Source organism: Flavobacterium sp. F52 (assembly GCF_000278705.1).
GTDB lineage: Bacteria > Bacteroidota > Bacteroidia > Flavobacteriales > Flavobacteriaceae > Flavobacterium > Flavobacterium anhuiense.
In genome coordinates, this window is sequence record NZ_AKZQ01000043.1 from 65162 (window position 1) to 85748 (window position 20587).

Genomic DNA, 20587 nt, shown 5'->3' on the forward strand with positions numbered 1-20587 from the left:
TAATCCATCTATTCAAAAAAAATATCCATAAATCAAAGGTTCCTATTCCGCTAATTTTACAAAAGCTATAAAACCTTTTTATGAAAAACTATAATTATACCTTTTTACTATCAATCAGTCTTGTTGCGGCATTGGGAGGATTACTCTTTGGTTACGACTGGGTTGTAATCGGCGGCGCAAAACCATTTTACGAACTTTATTTTGGCATTACAAATTCTCCAGCTCTGCAAGGCTGGGCAATGAGCAGTGCGCTTGTAGGATGCGTCGCAGGAGCAGCCATTGCAGGAAAATTAGCCGACAGTTACGGAAGACGTCCTATACTAATCGTTGCTGCCATATTATTCTCTTTATGCGCTCTTGGAACAGGAGCATCTGAAACCTTTACCGTGTTTATTATCTGGCGAATTATCGGCGGAGTCGGAATTGGAATCGCTTCTACCATTTCTCCTTTATACATTGCAGAAATTGCCCCTCAAGAAACCCGAGGATTATTTGTTTCTATCAATCAGTTAACCGTTGTGATTGGAATTCTTGCTGCACAGATTACCAATATGTTAATTACTGATGTTATTCCGCCAGATTATTCACATGAACAGATTTTAGCTTCTTGGAACGGTCAAACAGGCTGGAGATGGATGCTTTGGGCAGGATTTTTTCCCGCGGTTCTTTTCTTTATATTAATGTTTTTAATACCTGAAAGCCCTCGCTATCTTGCAAAAAAAGGGAACCATGATAAAGCAGAGAATACTTTAACTAAAATTGGAGGTTTGGCCTACGCCAAAGAAGAGATTGCCACAATTAAAGAAACTTTTACAGAAGAAACCGAAAAAACCGATTTCAAAATGTTGCTTGATAAAAGAGCTTTACCCATTCTGCTAATCGGAATTGTATTGGCCGCTTTCCAGCAATGGTGCGGTATCAACATCATTTTTAATTATGCTCAGGAAATCTTTGTTTCGGCTGGTTATAGCATTAATGATTTGTTTATGAATATCGTAATTACCGGAAGTATCAATCTTGTTTTTACATTGGTTGCCATGGGAACTGTAGACAAAATTGGACGTAAAAAACTAATGCTTTTTGGTTCGGCTGGACTTGCCATAATTTACGCCTTACTCGGTTATTTTTATTATACCAATGTTACCGGTCTCCCTTTATTATTACTGGTATTATTAGCAATTGCTATTTACGCCATGTCTCTTGCTCCTATTACGTGGGTTATTTTATCTGAAATTTTTCCTAACCGCATCAGAGGTGTTGCGATGTCTGTTGCCACATTTGCACTCTGGATAGCATCTGCACTTTTGGTACAAACGTTTCCAATCTTCAACGAATACTTAGGCACATCTGGAACTTTCTGGATTTATGGAATTATCTGTGCTTTAGGATCCTTGTTTGTACTCAAAAAACTTCCTGAAACCAAAAACAAAAGTCTCGAAGAGATTGAAAAACTGATGGTTTCTGATAAAGAATCAAAGAATATTCAATAATTTAAATTTCATTACATCATGCAAAAAGTAAATGTTTGGAAGGAAAAAATAATCCTGCCAACTTATGAGGTGGGCAAACCTGAAAAAAATCCTGTATTTATTGAAAAAAGAGTGTATCAGGGAAGTAACGGATCTGTATATCCTTATCCGGTTATCGAAAAAATCGCTGACGAAAAAACCAATAAAGAATATCAAGCCGTTTATCTTGAAAATGAGTTTGTTAAAATAATGATTTTGCCAGAACTAGGCGGACGCGTTCATATGGCTTATGATAAAACTAAAGAACGTCATTTTGTGTATTACAATCAGGTTGTAAAACCTGCATTGGTTGGACTTACAGGACCTTGGATTTCGGGAGGAATTGAGTTTAACTGGCCACAGCACCATAGACCAACCACTTTTGATCCTGTTGATTTTACTATAGAAGAACACGAAGACGGGAGCGCTACAATTTGGTGCAGCGAAATAGAACGTATGTTTAGAACCAAAGGTATGGCCGGATTTCGATTGTATCCAGATAAAGCTTATTTAGAAATTAGAGCCCAATTATACAACAGAACCTCATTTCCACAGACTTTTTTATGGTGGGCCAATCCTGCAGTTAAAGTAAATGACGATTATCAGTCGGTTTTTCCTCCAGATGTAAATGCTGTTTTTGATCATGGAAAGCGCGACGTTTCGTCTTTCCCAATTGCAAAAGGAACGTATTACAAAGTAGATTATTCGCCAGGAACTGATATTTCCCGTTATAAAAATATTCCCGTTCCAACATCATATATGGCGATTGCATCCAAATATAATTTTGTGGGAGGTTACGAAAATGATTCAAAAGGCGGATTGCTTCATGTTGCCAATCATCATGTTTCTCCTGGGAAAAAACAATGGACATGGGGACACGGCGACTTCGGACGTGCTTGGGATCGTAACCTTACCGATGAAGATGGTCCGTATATCGAATTGATGTGCGGGGTTTATACTGACAATCAGCCTGATTTTACTTGGATTATGCCAGGCGAACAAAAAGAATTCACGCAATATTTTATGCCATATCGCGATTTGGGAGTTGTAAAAAATGCTACTAAAAACGCGATGGTTAATCTGGAAAGTGTTGACAATAAATTAGTAATTAAAGCTTATACAACAGGCGTTTATCCTAAAACAACCGTCACTTTAAAAAACAATGATATTGTATTATTCCAAAAACAATACGATGCGTCTCCATATAATTCATTTGAAGAAACTATCGATTTTGAGCACAATGCCTCTTTAGAAGGTTTATCGATTTCTGTGACCGATGCAGATGATAAAGTTTTAGTTGACTGGATTTATGAAGGACAAAATGAAGACGAAATTCCAGAAGCCGCAAAACCTGCACTTGCTCCAGAAGATATCCAAAACAACGAACAGTTATTCCTGACTGCACAGCATTTGGAGCAATACAGACACGCTACTTACAGTCCGATTCCGTATTACGAAGAAGCCTTAAAACGTGATTCTGGCGATATTCGTTCTAATAATGCTATGGGATTATGGCTCATGCGAAGAGCAAAATTTACTGAAGCCGAACCCTATTTTAGAGCAGCCATAAAAACATTGACGCAGCGAAACCCAAATCCGTACGATGGTGAAGCTTACTTCAATTTGGGATTGTGTCTTAAATATCAAAACAAAAACAAAGAAGCTTACGATGCTTTTTACAAATCAACTTGGAATGCAGCTTGGCAGAATCAAGGTTATTTTTATGTAGCACAACTTGATGCTTTAAATGGCGATTTTGAACTGGCTTTGGAACACATTCAAAAAGCTATTTCTAAAAATACCGAAGATCATAAAGCACTGCATTTGCAAGTAGCATTTCTTAGAAAATTAAATCAAAAAGAAAAAGCGCTTCAACTTGCAGACCAATATTTACAGAACGACTTGTTTAATTTCGGATTGCTATATGAAAAGTATATTTTAAGTACCGATAAAAAAGATCTGGCGTATCTAAATGCATTAATCCGAGATAACATTCATACTTATATTGAATATGCTTTAGATTACAGCGCAACCGGTTTATATGAAGAAGCTGCATCATTATTAAATGAAGGTTTGAAAGATGAAAACACTTATCCAATGGCATGGTATTTTGCAGGTTCATTTTATGAAAAATTAAATGATTTCGGTCAAGCCGAAAAATGTTTCCAAATGGCTTCTCAGGCAAAACCGGATTACTGTTTCCCAAACCAGATTGAAGCGGCTTTAGTCCTTTCTAAAGTAATTCAGAAAAAAACTCATGACGCAAAAGCATTGTATTATTTAGGGAACTTTTGGTATGCTTCAAAATTCTATGATGATGCTATTTCCTGCTGGGAAAAATCTGTTGCTATAGACAATACGTTTCCAACTGTTCACCGTAACTTATCATTGGCTTATTACAATAAATTAAATGATGAGCAAAAAGCGCTTTCAAGTTTAGAAAAAGCATTTTCTCTGGATACGGAAGATTCCAGAATTTTAATGGAATTAGACCAATTGTACAAACGTTTGAACAGAGATTTGGTTTTCAGACTGGCTTTCTTAGAAAAACATTTAGAGTTGGTTATTCAAAGAGATGATGTGTATTTAGAAAGAGTGGCTTTGTACAATCTTTTAGGCAAACATAATAAAGCTTTGACTTTATTGCAAAACAGAAAATTCCATCCTTGGGAAGGTGGTGAAGGAAAAGTAAGCGGTCAATACCTGATTTCTTTGACCGAAATTGCTAAACAGAATATTACTGAAGGGAATTATGATAAAGCCATAGAACTTTTAGAACAGGCTCAAATTTATCCAGAAAATTTAGGTGAAGGAAAACTGCCAGGCGCACAAGAAAACGATATTCATTATTGGCTTGGAGTTGCTTTCGAAAAGAAAAATAATTTAGAAGAAGCGAATAACTGGTGGCATAAAGCAACTCAAGGATTAGAAGAACCAACAGCAGCGATTTTTTATAACGATCAGCAGCCTGATAAAATTTTCTATCAGGGATTGGCTTTCTTAAAATTAAACAATATTCCAGAAGCCAATAAACGTTTCGAGAAGTTTGTTGCTTACGCAGAAAAACATGTAAACGATCATGTTACGATTGATTATTTTGCAGTTTCGCTTCCGGATCTTATGATTTGGGAAGATGACTTGGACAAGCGAAATAAAATTCACTGTCTGTACATGAAAGGATTAGGTCTTTTAGGTCTTGATAAAAAAGTAGAAGCTGAGGAAACTTTTAACAGTGTTCTTTCTGAAGAGAAAAGCCATTCAGCAGTTACGATACATTTATCGTTATTAAAAAACGAAGAATCGGTTTCGGTTTAAGTTAGTAACTATTTTTAACAGCAGACCCGACAGGTTTTTAAAACCTGTCGGGTCTTGCTTTTCTTATTCCTACAAGGTTTTCAAAATCTTGTAGATATTATATTTTAAATCGAGATAAAAAAGCTAAACCTACAAGGTTTTAAAAACCTTGCAGGATTTCTACTCGAACTTATAATTTAGAAGAAATGATTTCTTTTAATTCGCCGTTCACTTTTACTTTCACTTTTGTTGGTACAGGAGATAAAATTTCATATTTCGTCACTTTACCTTTTTCCCATTTCATATTTATAGTAAAGTTTCCTTCGGCTTTTAATCCTTTTACTTCACCTTCTTTTAGCCAAACATCGGGCATTGCAGGCAGTAATTCGATAAATCCAGCATGGCTTTGTATCAGCATTTCTCCAATTCCGGCTGCGGCGCCAAAATTACCATCGATTTGGAATGGCGGCCCAGCAGAAAGTAAATTTGGATACACTCCTCCTCCTGCTCCATAATTAATATTCGTTGCTAAAGTTGGTCTCAAAATCGTTTTTAATAATTTATAAGCTCGATTACCCTCTTTTAAACGAGACCAAAAAAGCATTTTATAAGCTATTGACCAACTTGGACCATCGTCTCCGCGAACCTCGAGTATTTTTTTAGCCGCTTCGGCAAGTTCTGGCGTGCTTTCTGGGGTAATTAAAGGCGCTGGATATAATCCGTATAAATGAGAAACATGACGATGTTGTGGGTCTGGTTCTTTATACGGTTTTAACCATTCCTGAATTCTTCCGTCAGGAGAAACAACCCCTGGGGGAGGCAGTAATTTAAGTCGTTTTTCAAGTTCTGCTTTTAAAGTATTGTCCAATCCTAATTTGGAAGAAGCTGCAATTACATTATTGAACAATTCACGAACAATTTGGTTATCAATTGTTGGTCCCATACAAACATGTGCGTCCTGACCATTTGGCAAGAAAAATGAATTTTCAGGAGAAACTGACGGTGAAGTTACCAGCCATCCTGTTTCTGGATCTTTTACCAGCATGCTGTTATAAAACTGCGCAGCGCCTTTTATGATTGGATAAATATCAGCTAAATAAGCCTGATCATTCGTGTATAAATAATGATTCCATAGATTGTTGCAAAGCCAGCCCGAACCTGCTTTTGCAATTCCCCAAGAGGCGCTTTCGCCTGGTTCTGTAAATCCCCAGATATTCGTAATAACGTGTGCTACCCAGCCGTCGGCATTGTAATACGCTTTGGCAGTTTTTTCGCCGTAAGGCACCATTTCTTTAACCAAATCTTTTAGAGGAAGATTTAATTCAGACAGATTTCCCGTTTCCAGAGCCCAATGATTCATCTGAACATTGACATCCAAATGATAATCTCCGTTCCATGGCGTCTGTATCTGATGTGCCCACAATCCTTGCAAATTTGGAGGAAGCAAACCCACTCTTGTACTGCTGATACTCAAATAACGTCCATATTGATAAAACAAAACTGGAAGCCCTGTATCTGAATCTGGATTTTTCATAAAAGCATCTAAACGCTCATTTGTTGGCAATGTATTTCTTGCTGTTTTGCCAAAATTCAAAGCCACTCGATTAAATAACTTTTGGTAGTTTTGAATGTGCGTTTTCTTCTGCTCATCGTATTTTTTTTGCAGAGCAATTTCTAAAGTTTTATCTACAGCAGTTTCAAAATTCTGATTTTTAAAATCTGTTCCTGCAGAAACATAAAGCACGACCTCTGTTGCGTTTTTTACTTCAATTGTATTGTTAGTATATAAAACACTTCCGTCTGCTGTTTTGGCTTTTACCTTGGCTTTATATTTCATTCCTTTTCCGTCAATTCCGTTGTTTAACTGACCTGTCATGACTAAGGAATTGTCACTGTTTACAGTTTTAAAATGTTCCGATCTGTCTAACTTAACGGTAAAATTAAGTTTTCCTTTTTTGCTTGAAGTCAATTTTACAAAAAGGACATCATCACCAAAACCAGCAAAATATTCTCGTTTATAAATTACACCGTCAATAGTAAATTGAGTTGATGCAAGTGCAGTTTGGATATTTAAATTTCTACTATAATTTATAGCTTTTGATTTGGTTTTATAATCAAACTTTAAAGTCATATCTCCCAAAACCTGATAACATCCAAATTGTACATTTGCTCCGTCCCCGCTCCCTGAACCTGGGCCTGTACAAACAAAATTTTGATTAATGAGCTGTTCGGCTTCACTGTTTTTATTAGCCAATAACAATTCTCTTATTTGAGGTAAAAAAGTATAAGCTTTATAATTATTAGCATCTTGTGGAGATCCGCTCCATAAAGTAATATCATTTAGAACTAACTTTTCGGTTTCAATTCCGCCATCGGGCATAATGCCTAACCTTCCGTTTCCTAGAGGCAAAGTTTCTTCCCATTGTGAAGCAGGTTTTGTATACCATAATTCGAGCTGATTGTTTTGTGAAAAGCTCAGAAATGGCAATAGTATAAGAAGAAAACGTTTGATTATTTTGATATGCATATTTATTGTTTTGATTATTTCTAAAACCTTAAGGGGCTTACTTTATAATAATACCTAACAGGTTTTGGAAACCTGTTAGGATATAAAACGCTCTTATTTATTATAAGGAATCGCTTTTACAATTGGCTTTTCTCCATTTTTTAAAGCTGTTTCATCAAATTCTATTGTCACTTCTTTGCTTTCTCCTTTTAACAAAGTAAAATAACTGTCGCTTACGATTGCGGGTAATATTTGAGTTCCCGATTTTTCGTTTAAGGGCTGAATCTGAATTCCAAAAGCTATTCCCGATGGACTTGAAACTTTTGACTTTATAATGTATTTCCCGTTTTGTTTTATGACTTTGCTGAAAACATTTACGTTTGCTTTTGGTAGTTTATTCAGTTCTGTAAAATCTTTCATATTGGTGCCTCTCCAATAAAAATTCTCACTGATTAATTTATCTGAGGCATCTTTTAGTTTTAATCGAATAAAATGCACAGGACATAAATCGGAAGTATCAACATGGGTTTCGGCTCCAAAAATTTTGAAATCGTATAATGAATATCCCCAGCCTGAACCACGTTTTATTCCTAACATTCGAACGTAACGGCCTTTTGTTTCATCAAATGAAATAGTTTGAAGACCTTGTTTTCCGTCTTTAATCACGCCTACATCTGTCCAGTTTTTGGCGTCAGAACTAATTTGGATTTTGTATTCTTTTCCAAAAGCATTTTCCCAGTTTAAAACCACTCGATTCACAATATACTCTTTTTCAAGATCTACATAAATCCACTCATTATCTGTCGAATTACTTGCCCAGCGCGTATTTGAATCTCCATCTGCAACATCTCTTGTATTTCCTCCATCAGTAGAGGATGCCGTAACATTTTTTTGAAAAGCCAAATCTTTCTGATTGGAATAAAACGGAATTACAAAACTTTCTACAGCTGTATTAGAATAAGAATCAACCACAGCATTTTGCTTATACTTTCCTACCGTTTTTCCATCTAAATTATAGACAACGGCTTCGGCTTTCAGATTTTTAAAATCGGTTCCTGTTGTATTGATTACTTTTACCGAATTGTCTACAGGACTCCACTGAATGTGCATAGGCTCACAAGCCGATTTTACGCCCCAATATGCTCCCGTCAAATCATAATAGTAATCGTAAGTCTGCCAAACCATACTTGGGTATGAAGATTGGCTCATCCAGATCATAATACCAGAGGCATCTTCCCACATATGATCCAGCCATCCTTCGTACATGGCTTTGTTGGTTTCTATGTTTAAAAGTTGAGCCTTTTTAGTATATTCTTCCAGATTATTTGGTTTACCGTAACGTTCTGTAATGCTTTTATCATAATTATCTGGAGTTGCGTTAAAGGCTTTTTGTCCAAAGAAATGTTTATCCCACATATCGTTTCTGGGCCACCAGTCTTTTTCTGGAATAAACTTTTTAAAGCTTTCGATATTAGGAAAAACTGCTGTACCAATTTCAGAACGTAAACCCCAGCTTGGACCGTCGCCTGTTCCCGCATAAGGTTCTGGATATTTTGTAAAATAAAACCTCGGATCTTTATTTCCCCAAAGTCCGCTACCGCTTAAGTTTCCTGTATTCGAACAAGGTTGATAATAACGGTCGTTGTTGTCAAACGTTTTAATATTTTCGGCAATCCAGCCATTTAGCGGAGGCTGCGGAAGACCTTCATTATTTCCGCACCAAATTGCAATACTGGCGTGATTTCTAACTCGTTTTATTTTCTCGATTACATTGCTATTGAAAACATGAATATCCAAAGGCAGATTCGGATTGGCATTTAGCCAAAAATCATCCCAAACCATTATACCATATTTATCGCAAGCTTCGTAAAACTCTGCGTCTGTTGTTGAGCCCAGCCAGTTTCGGATTATATTATAATTCATTTCTTTGTGAAGTTTTACTTTAAGATCATATTCTTCACCTCTGCAACGAAGCATATACTCGCTCATTCCCCAGTTTCCTCCCTTTAAAAAAACACGTTTTCCGTTTATGGAAATATGCAAAACGCCACCTTCTGTATCGTAAGTATATTTTTTAATTCCGAAAGTTATTTTTTGACTATCCGAAATTACATTTCCAACTTTAAAAGTAAATTGGCAGGTATATAAATTAGGATCGCCGTAACCATTGGGCCACCAAAGTTTCGGGTTTTGAATGGAAAGTTCCGGAAACTGTTCTTTTGTCAGTTTTACACTTGTAATTCCGTCAGCATCCAGATTTATTTTTTTAGAAAAGGTTATGTTCCCCGGCATTATCACTCCGGTTAGAACCCCTTCTTGATTTTGTGAAGAGGTGTTTTTCAAATCTACTTTTACTTCCAAATCTGCGCGTGCATTGGTTGGTAGATTGGTATGAATCCATGGATCTGCAATGGTGACTTTATCGGTATTGGTTAAAAAGACATCGTCTGTAATTCCAGAATTTAATCCTGGCACATAAGGCATCCAATCCCATCCTGCGCTAGAAATGTAAGTTGGGCTTCCGTAGTTATTTAGCGGCTGTTTTGGGATGCTTACTAAAATGTTTAAGACATTTTTTGCTTTACGGTTTATAAGCTTTGTAATATCAAATTTGCCGCGTTGCATCATTCCGCTTAAAACTGCTATTTTTTTTCCGTTAAGGTAAATTTCTCCTTCACGGTTTATACCTTCAAAATTTAGCCAGATGATTTCTTTGGTGAAATTTTCCGGAATGGCAAATTCAGAACGATACCAAAAACTGCGATCGTATTTCGATTTATCGACCTGATATATATTGTCTCCAAAATTAGGGTCTTTTTCTAATCCGCTTACGACATAAGAATTAAAAATTGTACCGGGAACAACTGCTTTTACCCAATCGCTATCGGCATAATTTGGAGCAAACATTTTAAGGCTGTCTTTTCCTATTTCTGCTTGTGGTTTTACCTTCCAAACAATATCAGAAGAGTTTAGGCTTACTTTATTCTGAGCGTAAAAATTGAACGAAATGGCATTTAAAACAAATAAATAGAGATAAACCTGATAAGTATAAAATTTCATACTGTTATTTGAATGATTAAAAATTATTGAATTATAAGAAATAAGAATGCCATTTTGGAATAAGCTTTTTCGAACAGAAGAACTCAGTACTGTTACTACCTATACCCAAAATGGCATTACAAATCAAAACTGTGGCATTAACCGAACCACATGAACCAAAAAAATAAAAATTACTATTGAATTTTTTTTAGATATTAATAGCCCGGATTTTGATCCTCTGGGCCAATCTCATCGTTAAGCTTAATCTCTCCAATTGGAATAGGATAACGGTTATGAAATGCTGCAATGGTACCGTTTTGTTTTGCCCATTTGTTGCGAGCGCCTACCAATTCTACCAATTTTCCTGTACGAATAAGATCCATTCTTCTCCATCCTTCAAAAGCCAATTCGCGCATACGCTCATCTAGAATCTGATCTCTAAACTGAGCTTGAGAAAGTCCGCTCCAAGCCATTCCTGCTGGCAATGTTCCTCCAAAAGCTCTTGTTCGAACCTGATTCACATAACTTTCAGCTTCTGTTGTGCTTCCTAATTCATTTAAACATTCTGCGTAGTTAAGCAATACATCAGAGTATCTGATATACGCTTTATTTTTACCAGAATTCCAAAATGATTGTTTTCCATCAACACGAATATCTTCGTATTTTTTAATGTGTGGATCTAGCTCATCACCACCAAAACCTGCAGGAAGTGTTGGCGTAACTCCTTTATAAGTAAAATCATAACGAATACTGGCAGCTTTACGTGTGTCACCAGCTTCCCATATTCCTCCAGCCGTTTTGTCTTTATAGCAATATTGAGTAGGAAGAATAAGATCGTAACCTCCAAAATAGGCATATTGATCCATATTGGCTAAAACTCTTGAACCTGTCTGCCATTGTATCTGGTTGTTATCTGGCCAGTTATTGTTATACTGCCATTCGTATAAAGATTCTGAAGAATTAGCATGATCAGGATTAAAAACATCTGCGTAATTAGGCAGCAAGCTATATTTTCCAGATTTAATCACTTCTTCAAACCATTTTTTTGCTTTGTTATAATCACGGTATCCTGATGCTTCTGGTGCATATAGATATACTTTTCCTAAAAGTGCCTGAGCTACTCCTTTTGCAGGAAATGCAGGATTGCTTTGTGTTACAGGAAGTTTCTCTACTGCTCTTTCCAAATCGGCAACTATATAAGAATAGACCAAATCTAAAGGCTGGCGCTTTAAACCAAACTCTGCCGATTTTGCTTTATCATTAATTGGTATTTCTCCCCAGTATTGTGTAAGTTCAAACATTAATGTTGCTCTTAAAAAACTAGCTTCACCCATTAGAAGATCGCGTTTTGCACTATCATCTTCGGTATTAATTCCTAATGCTCTGATAGACTGAGCTGCAACTTCGATTACTGGCCATCTGTCATTCCATAATTGTCCAATTGCCTGATTTTCCTGGCTTAAGAAACCATTATACAAATCAAGTCCCGCTTGGTTTGCATCTCCTGTTACCTGCAAAGCTCCTTGTTGCGCCTCGTCTGTACCAAGAGAAGTATAAAGTCCTGCACGGTCTTTTTGCATATTTCTCCAATTTGTTATAGCTCCCAAAAGAACAGGTTCTATTTTTCCTAAACTGCCGTATGCTTGTTCTGCAGTAAGAGAACTTTTTGGTTCTTGATCTAAAAAATCTGAAGAACAGGAAGCGGATAATATTGTTAGGGCCATAAAGGCTATAATTTTTGCTTTCATAAAAATAATTTTTAGAATTAATTTGATTAAAGAGTTACATTTAATCCCATAACTATCGCTCTAGAAATCGGATAAGAATCTCCTCCCTCAGGGTCATATCCTTTATATTTAGTTATAATAAATAGATTCGATCCCGTTACATAAAACCTGCAATTTTTAAGAAAAACACTTTCTGCAACTCTGTCTTGCAATGTATACGATAGTGTAAGTGCATTTAATCTTAGGAATGAAGCATCTTGTATCGCCTTATCTGTTTCGCCCAAAGTATATCTTCCTCCTCCATAATAAGCTCGTGGCACATCTGTATTGGTGTTTGTTGGAGTCCAACGATCCAAAAGATCTGTATGTGCTGCACTCATTCCTCCAGAGTTCATATAGCTTTCATAAGTGCCACTTGGCCTCTTTCCTCCTATTGAATACGCAAATACTGCATTTAATCCAAAACCTTTATAATTAAGATCAGTAGAAAAACCACCATAGTAATCAGGATTTAAATCGCCAACCACATATCTATCTTGGTCGTTTATTACACCATCTCCATTGCGGTCTTTAATTTTAATGTCTCCAGCCTGAACAGTTCGGCTTCCATAATTTACTTTAGTAAGATCTTCTCCTTGCTGTGCTATACCATCATATTGAAACACATAAACCGTATTTACTGATTTTCCTAAGAAAAAATTCCCAGTACGCTGGATCTCATTGTTGCTATAACCACCTAAATTGTAAATCTCTGTAGCATCTCCGTAAAGTTTTGTAACCTTATTTTTTGCGGATGATATGTTGGCAGAAACATTCCATTTAAAATCTTTGTTTTTAATAATGTCACCGCTAAGTTCTAATTCAAATCCTTCATTAGTGGTAGCACCAATATTGTCTAACTTATATTTATATCCTGATGAAACTGGCATGTTACGCAACATCAAAAGATCATCATTATTGATGTGGAAATAGTTAGCACTTGCAGTCAATCTGTTTTGGAAGAAACCAGCGTCTAATCCTATATTAAATTGTTTTTGTTTTTCCCATCTTAAATCAAAATTATCGATGTAATTATCAGACACGTAAGTTCCAGAATTATTGCTCACTTGCGCATTGTATAATGCAAAGTATCTATAAGCATCTACATTCTGATTTCCTACCATACCATAACCTACACGAAACTTAAGTTGGCTTAATTTTTCAAATCCAGAAAGGAAATTTTCTCTAGAAATATCCCAGCTTCCCGCTATAGAAGGAAAAGTTCCCCACTTGTTATTAGGTCCAAATTTAGAAGAACCATCTCTTCTTATTGTACCTGTAATATTGTACTTCCCATCAAAAGTATAGTTCGCTCTTGCAAAATATGATTGATTTGTATAATCTGTAAAATTCGATCCTAACTGTGCATTGTCTTTTTGATAAGCTCCAGATAATGCCATGTATGTCAAGTCATCACTCACAAATCCGCGAGCTCTTACATCTGTAGTATTACCCGAATTGCTTAGTACAGAAAATCCTCCCATTATACTTACGTCATGCTTTGCAGCAAAAACTTTACTATAACTTACAGTATTATCCCATTGATAATTTAATTGTGAATATCTATAATGGTGCGCCTCGCCATTCATAGAATTTCTAAGTGATTGTCCAGTGTAGCTTGGCACATAATCAAAATTTGCCTGATCTATAACATCCACAGAAAGATTCGTTCTGATATCAAGTCCTTTTACTGGTTTTGCGCTTAAAAAATTACTGCTTGTAAGTCTATTGCGCGTACTTGTATTTATGATGTCAAGACTTTTTATTGGATTGTAAAGATTTTGATCAAATACTTCACCATATCTCAAATAAGTAGCTTTTGGGTCTATAGGCAATAATGGATTTGCTCCCAATGCCACACCAAAGGCACTGCCTTCCTGATAGTTGCTTTCACTTCTAGAAAAAGTAGTATTAGTACCAAATTGCAACCAAGATTTTAAATCCTGTGTAAGGTTAATTTTTCCATTATATCTTTTAAAATCAGAATTTTTAAGAAGCCCTTCCTGATCAACATAATTAAAACTCACAAAATAAGTTCCTTTTTCTCCTCCTCCGCTAAAACTTAAATTATGATTGGTTTGAAAACCTGAACGCGTTACCTGATCTAGCCAATTATAGCTTTTACCAGTTCTGTAAGATTCCAATTCATAAGGTGCAAATACAGTCGAACCATCTGACTTAATTTGATTAATATAAGCAGCACGATCAGCACCAGGATTCTCATCCATATAACGATTTGCATAAGCGTCAACTCTTAAATCAAATAACTGCTGGCCATTCATCAAAGGAATAGTTCTTGCAAATTCAGATACACCAGTCCATGTGTCATACTGTATTTTTGCTTCTCCTGATCTTGAACCTTTTTTTGTTGTGATTACGATTACTCCATTTGCAGCTCTTGAACCATACAATGCAGTAGCAGAAGCATCTTTAAGCACTTCCATACTCGCAATATCATCAGGATTTATGTTTTCAAAATTACTATCTGTAATCAAACCATCAATTACAAATATTGGGTTACCGCCAAAGTTGAGAGAATTATTCCCTCTAATTCTTATTGAGCCTGTTTGGCCAGGCACTGCACTTTGCTGCACGTAGACTCCTGACGCGCGCCCTTGAAGCGCCTGCACTACGTTTGGAGTAGGAACCTCTCTAAGCTTATCTCCAGAAACGCTGCTTACGGCACCTGTTAGATCTCCCTTTTTTATAGCAGCTCCAACTATTACCACTTCTGTCAGTTCCTGAGTGCTCGGAGTCAAAGAGATATTAATTTCAGACTTGTTTGCAATTGCTGTTTGCTTATCAAATCCGATAAAACTAAACTCAAGCGTGGAACCAGATTTTACATTTAATAATTTGTAACTACCATCAATGTCTGTTACTGTTGAATTCTGAGTACCTTTAACCTGAATAGTTGCCCCTGGTAAAGGTAAATTTTGTTCATCCTTAACTTTACCAGTTATGGTTTGGGAGTAAAGTGTGCCGGCATACAACATAACTACTAAGAAGCATAAGTATCTTATTGCAATTCTCATAATAATTTGGTTTTTAGTTAATAAATTAGTTAGTTAGTTTTTTGTTCTTTATTGAGCATTTAAAATACGAGAAAACGAATTGACTTATACTATACTATACTACAACATTACAAACATACAAATATTTTCATTACATCCAAATTTATGTTTTAAGAATTTGCTATTTTTTTTATTGATTTATTTCGGCTTTGCCACAAATACGGCATCTAAAAAAGGAAAAAGAAAATAAAGGATATGATAATTTAAAGAAATGTCAGACAAAAAAGAAGAAAGGTTCAATTAAAACCAAGGAAAAAAGTGTACAAATTAAAGAACTCATTCTCAAGATATTTATCCTTTAAAAGACATGCAAAATGTGTCTTTTTAATAAAAAACTTTTCAATATATGTCTATTAATTAGACCTAACAGGTTTTAAAAAACTGTTAGGTTTAACCTAAAACATAAAAAAAAACGCACTGAAGTGCGTCTCTACATAAATCTTTGAACCTCTGAACCTTTGCACCTAAACCTTAGAACCTCAGTATCTCAGCATCTCAGCACCTTAAAACCTAAGCTATTCCCCATTTAGAGAATAAAATAAAAATGCTTATCATGCCAATAATCAATAAAGCAAAATACCAATAACGATTTTTCCAAGGCGATAATTCTACTGTTTCAAATTTGATTTCGGTGTATTGATACGCAGGATAATACCTAGATACCAATAGCATACAGAATGAAGTCAGAATAAACAAAAGAGCCAGCATGTGCAGATAATGCAATTTAATGTCCAATACATAATTGAAAAAAATATAGCTCAAAATGAAAAAAATCATACCCGTTTTTGCTGCTTGAGGCGGTACTTTTTTAAATACAAAACCAATCAGTATAATAGTAAAAATGGGCACACAAAACATACCGCCTAATTGCTGCAAGTAAGTGTAAAAACCAGCTTTACTAAAAATGATAAATGGTGCCGAAAACATAGCCAGACCTGAAACAATAATTTCAAATTTACGTCCTGTGTAAACCAGATGTTTCTCTGTCGCTTCTTTATTTCTTTTCTCTAACCAAGGTTTGTAAAGATTAAGAACAAATAAAGTACTGCTGCTGTTAAGTCCTGCATTAAAAGTGCTTATTGCTGCTCCTAGAACAACAGCTGCCGTTAGACCAATCATGATTCCCGGCATGGTATCTTTAATGACAAGCGGAAAAACTTCTGCTGTATTTTCTAAATTTTTATAAAGATGTGTTCCAACCAATCCAGGAATATTTATAATAAAAGGACATAAGAGCTTTCCTAAGCAAGCTAGCCCCATACCTTTCTGGCTATGGGATAAACTTTTTGCCGAAAGTGCCTGCTGTACAATAAATTGTTCCATTCCCCAATAATACAGATTCATGATAAACATACCTGTAAAAATGGTGCTGAGCGGAATTTCATCATGAGGACCACCAATTGCATTTAAATGCTCTTTATTTTCTGACAGCAGAATATGAAGTCCTTTGAACCAATCTCCGTTTCCTAAGAATTTAAATCCAAAATAAGGAAATGCAATACCAATAGTCAGCAAACCGACACTCAAAACAGTATCGCTGATCGATATGGCTCGCAAACCGCCCAAAACTGAATAAGCGCAACCTGTAAGACCTATTAGCCAAACCATTACCCAGATATTCTGCCAATAACTAAATCCAAATGGAGACAAGAAATTAAACATTCCAGTCAGCGCTACTGCTCCACCATATAATACGGCTGGAAGTAAATTAACAATATAACTGCAAAGAAATATAATCGATACGAGTCTTTTAGTCGATTGATCGTAACGCTTTCCGAGATAATCGGGAATTGTCATTGCTCCAGTTCGAAAATAAATTGGAAGAAAAAACTCAGCAACCAAAAGCATCGCCAGCACAGAACTTACGCCCCATGCTATCACGCTCATGTTATTGGTGTAAATAGATTCGTTTTCACCTATAAACTGATTAGCACTTATATTACTGAGCAGTAAAGCACCTCCGACTATAAAAAAATTATTGTTATGGTCTGCAAAAAAAAGTCCGCTTGTTGTCTGTACCTTTTTTTTTCGCGTTTTTATTGCTGAAATAACGGCAACTAAACCCGTAATCAGTAGGAAACTAACAATCGATAAAACATTCATAAATTACAGCGAATTTCTATCGATAAGAACTGTTGGAATGATTTCCTGCGTTTTTTTTCTGTTCAGCACAAAATCGGCTGCTCTTCTTCCCATTTCAGAGAAATCTGTAGAAAATGTAGTTACTCCGTCAAAAATGATCTCTTTTACAATATCATCGTTATGCGAAATAAAACCAATGTCTTTACCAATCTTCAATCCTTTAATTTTAGAATCTTTCAGCATTTCCCAAAGTTCCAAATTGTGAATGGTAAAATATACTTTTCCTTTTTCCAGAGAGCCAGCTGTATATTCTTCTTTTATAACTCCCTTGATATCATAATCTTTCATAAATCTTTTAAAAGAATTTAAGATTTCATTAGGTTCTGCAGACGATGGCTTGAAGAAGAAAACAAGTTCATCGTACTTTTTAATTTTATCTTTAAGCTGCACAAAAGCGTTGTAAGACGAATCTCCAAACTCTTGTGCAACATAATTGTAATCTTCATCCGTTTCTATAAAACGGTCTACCAACAGCACTCTGTTTGTAGGCAATTGTTTTAAGACAGCAGGTGTTTTTTTATTCGGAATCGGAGCGATAACAAACATTCCGTATTTTCCTTTTATGCTTTGAACTATATTTTCGAACGTATCAAAATTGTTATGATGAAAGAAAATATCCAATTGCACATTTTTGCCCAGTCCTTTTCTAAAATTCTCGTAAAACATTTCCTGAAAAATATCAAAAGCAAATATCAGCAATGCCACTTTTAACTCCTGCTTTACATCATTGGTAGCTACAAAATACCCCAATCGGTTTTTCGATTCGATAATTCCTCTGTGCACCAATTCTTTATAAGCTTTTGCAATGGTTTCTCTCGCAAAACCCAATTCGCTAATAAAAGTATTTACAGAAGGAAGTAAATCGCCTTTTACGACTACCTTTTCATCAATGGCATTAATTATTCCCTGAACCAATTGCTCATGCTTAGATAAGGAATTTATAGATTCAAGATTTTTGATCTGCTGAATAATTTGCTTCATAAATCGTTTTAATAAGTATTTATTTAGAAAATATTGTATTACAAATATATACTAATGTTTGAAATTTAGTTTAGGCCTTAGTAATTTTTAAAACAACACTACTGTTTGATGCTGTAACATTCGGATTAATCCCAACTTGCATTAAAAAATCGCCCGAATATACAGCAGTTTCTACCACTGGTTTTTTATCTGGATACACGTTAATTTCTTCTACTTTATAGTTTTGTCCAGCCTGCAATCCTTTTAGTTTAATTGGAAGATGAGTTCCTGCTTCATATCTAGAGTTAACAGAATAGCTGAAAACCACAGCTTCATTACCATTTTTATTGACAAACATTACAGAAGCGGCATCATTATCCCACGGATTCTGCAGACGATATTGGTCTCCCTGCCAGATGGTATTGCTTAATTCGTTATAGTTTTTTATTGCTTTTTGAGTGAAAGCCAAATCCTTTTCATTTAAATCTTTTACCACAATATCAAAACCTAATTTTCCCATCATAGCAACATCTGTACGGTATTTTAGAGGTTGTTTTCCCCAGTCTGTAACGTGTGCCGCAATAGTAAGCGCTGGATAAAAATACGAGTATTCCCATTGCATGTAAACACGCTCTAAAGGATCTGTGTTGTCACTTGGCCAGAATTCTGTAAAGTATTTCAAAGCACCATAATCTACTCTTCCTCCACCGCCAGAACAAAGCATCATTGGCACTTTTAGATATTTTACGCGTATACGTTCCAACACTTTGTACAATCCGTTTACATAATCGGTGTAGAAATTATTCTGTTTGTCTTTCAAATAATTAGAATTAGCATTATAAATCACAGCATTACAATCCCATTTAATATAAGCTAATTCTGGATTTTCAGTAAAAAGATTATCTACAACTCCGTACACAAAATCCTGAACTTTTGGATTTGCCAAATCTAAAACCAATTGATTACGGAAATAATGTTCTGCTCTACCTGGCTGTTTGATAACCCAATCAGGGTGTTTTTTATACAAATCACTTGCAGGATTTACCATTTCAGGCTCAATCCAAATTCCGAATTTCACTTGATTGTCTTTGGCCGTTTTTACTAAAGTTCCAATTCCGTTTGGCAATTTCTTTTTATTGACATCCCAATCTCCCAAAGCTGCATCATCGTTGTTACGAGGATACGTGTTTCCAAACCAACCATCGTCTAACAAGAACAGATCAACGCCTAGTTTTTTGCTATCGGCAATTAAAACTTTAAGTTTTTCTTCATCAAAATTAAAATATGTTGCTTCCCAGTTGTTTAATAAAGTCAAACGATTTTCTTTTCCGTCTAAGATTTTGTAAGTTCTTGACCAATCGTGCAGATTACGGCTTGCAGTTCCTTTTCCTTTTGATGATAAAGTGTACCAAAATTTAGGAGTCGTAAAAACTTCGCTTTTAGCTAATTTGTAAGCTGCTGCCGCATTATTGATTCCAGAAATAAGACGAAGATTGTTCAATGGATCTAATTCTAAATCGGTTCTAAAATTACCTGACCATTCTAAACCTGCAAATAAAACTTTCCCTTCATCTTCAGTAGCTGGTTTATCCAAAGAAACCATAAAAACAGAAGGTTGAAACAAATTGGTGCGAGAACCTAATTTCGTATCTAAAGTTTTGATTCCGTGAGTAATTTTAGTCTCTTCTGGCTGCATTTCTTTTGCCCAGTCTCCATGATATTGATTCAAATAAAAGTTTTTGTATCCTTTTAAATATAAATTAGCCGATGCATATTTATTTAAAGTGATGCTTCCTTTTTCATTGTGCTGAATCGTTGTCCATTGCTCAATCACATCAGTATCATAATAAGATTGGATAAACAAATGAACCTCAACTGGATATACAGGATCTTTTAATGTAATTTCAGTTTGAGAAACTCCTGTACTTACCGCATTCGTTTTATGACTTACATATAGCAAATCCAAAGAAGTGTTTCCGTCAGCATGTGTTACTGTAATTGCAGGTTCTAATAAATTTTTTGATCCAGAAGCAGTGTAAGCCGCATTATAAATTCCTGAATAATCCGTTCCTTGACGAAACTGACTTTGTATTTTAGCATAATCCGAGTCGTTTGCCAGTTTTTCTCCTAAATAAATAGTATTTACTTCTTTTCCAGGTGTTACTTGTAAAACTAATGCGTTAGTTTTTGTTTTTACAGCGATAATCTGTTGTGCGGTTACTGTACTGCAATAACTCGTGAGAATAAAAAATGCTATCGCAAAAGACTGCCTTAAATTGATACTTTGTTTTTTCATTT

The 20587-nt window shown here is 35.5% G+C and carries 9 protein-coding genes; 2 read left to right on the top strand and 7 right to left on the bottom strand.

Annotated features, from left to right (window positions below; all coding sequences use genetic code 11):
• The first annotated feature begins 80 nt into the window (after positions 1–80).
• Positions 81–1490 carry a sugar porter family MFS transporter gene (locus FF52_RS22795; RefSeq protein ID WP_008469295.1) on the top strand — a complete coding sequence of 470 codons (1410 nt, stop codon included), beginning with the start codon at positions 81–83 and terminating at the stop codon, positions 1488–1490.
• Positions 1491–1508: 18 nt separating this feature from the next.
• Positions 1509–4823 (top strand): DUF5107 domain-containing protein, encoded by a 3315-nt coding sequence (locus tag FF52_RS22800; RefSeq protein ID WP_008469296.1) that lies wholly within the window; start codon positions 1509–1511, stop codon positions 4821–4823.
• Between the two features lie 169 nt (positions 4824–4992).
• On the opposite strand, the gene FF52_RS22805 is transcribed toward FF52_RS22800, so the two are convergent.
• From FF52_RS22805 to FF52_RS22835, 7 genes are all read right to left on the bottom strand, one after another.
• A complete protein-coding gene (locus tag FF52_RS22805; RefSeq protein WP_008469297.1) occupies positions 4993–7329 on the bottom strand; it encodes a glycosyl hydrolase family 95 catalytic domain-containing protein in 2337 nt (778 codons plus the stop codon).
• Between the two features lie 93 nt (positions 7330–7422).
• A complete protein-coding gene (locus FF52_RS22810; protein ID WP_008469298.1) occupies positions 7423–10368 on the bottom strand; it encodes a discoidin domain-containing protein in 2946 nt (981 codons plus the stop codon).
• A 194-nt stretch (positions 10369–10562) separates the two neighbouring features.
• Positions 10563–12095, bottom strand: a complete 1533-nt coding sequence (locus FF52_RS22815; RefSeq protein WP_008469299.1) for a RagB/SusD family nutrient uptake outer membrane protein — start codon at positions 12093–12095, stop codon at positions 10563–10565.
• 26 nt (positions 12096–12121) lie between these two features.
• A complete protein-coding gene (locus FF52_RS22820; protein WP_008469302.1) occupies positions 12122–15148 on the bottom strand; it encodes a SusC/RagA family TonB-linked outer membrane protein in 3027 nt (1008 codons plus the stop codon).
• Between the two features lie 549 nt (positions 15149–15697).
• A complete protein-coding gene (locus FF52_RS22825) occupies positions 15698–17290 on the bottom strand; it encodes a solute:sodium symporter family transporter (protein WP_008469303.1) in 1593 nt (530 codons plus the stop codon).
• A gap of 3 nt (positions 17291–17293) precedes the next feature.
• Positions 17294–18310: a GntR family transcriptional regulator gene (locus tag FF52_RS22830; protein WP_008469304.1), complete on the bottom strand. Its 1017-nt coding sequence runs from the start codon at positions 18308–18310 to the stop codon at positions 17294–17296.
• Positions 18311–18380: 70 nt separating this feature from the next.
• On the bottom strand, positions 18381–20585 hold the full coding sequence (locus tag FF52_RS22835; RefSeq protein ID WP_008469305.1) for an alpha-galactosidase: 2205 nt from the start codon (positions 20583–20585) through the stop codon (positions 18381–18383).
• Positions 20586–20587 lie beyond the last annotated feature (2 nt).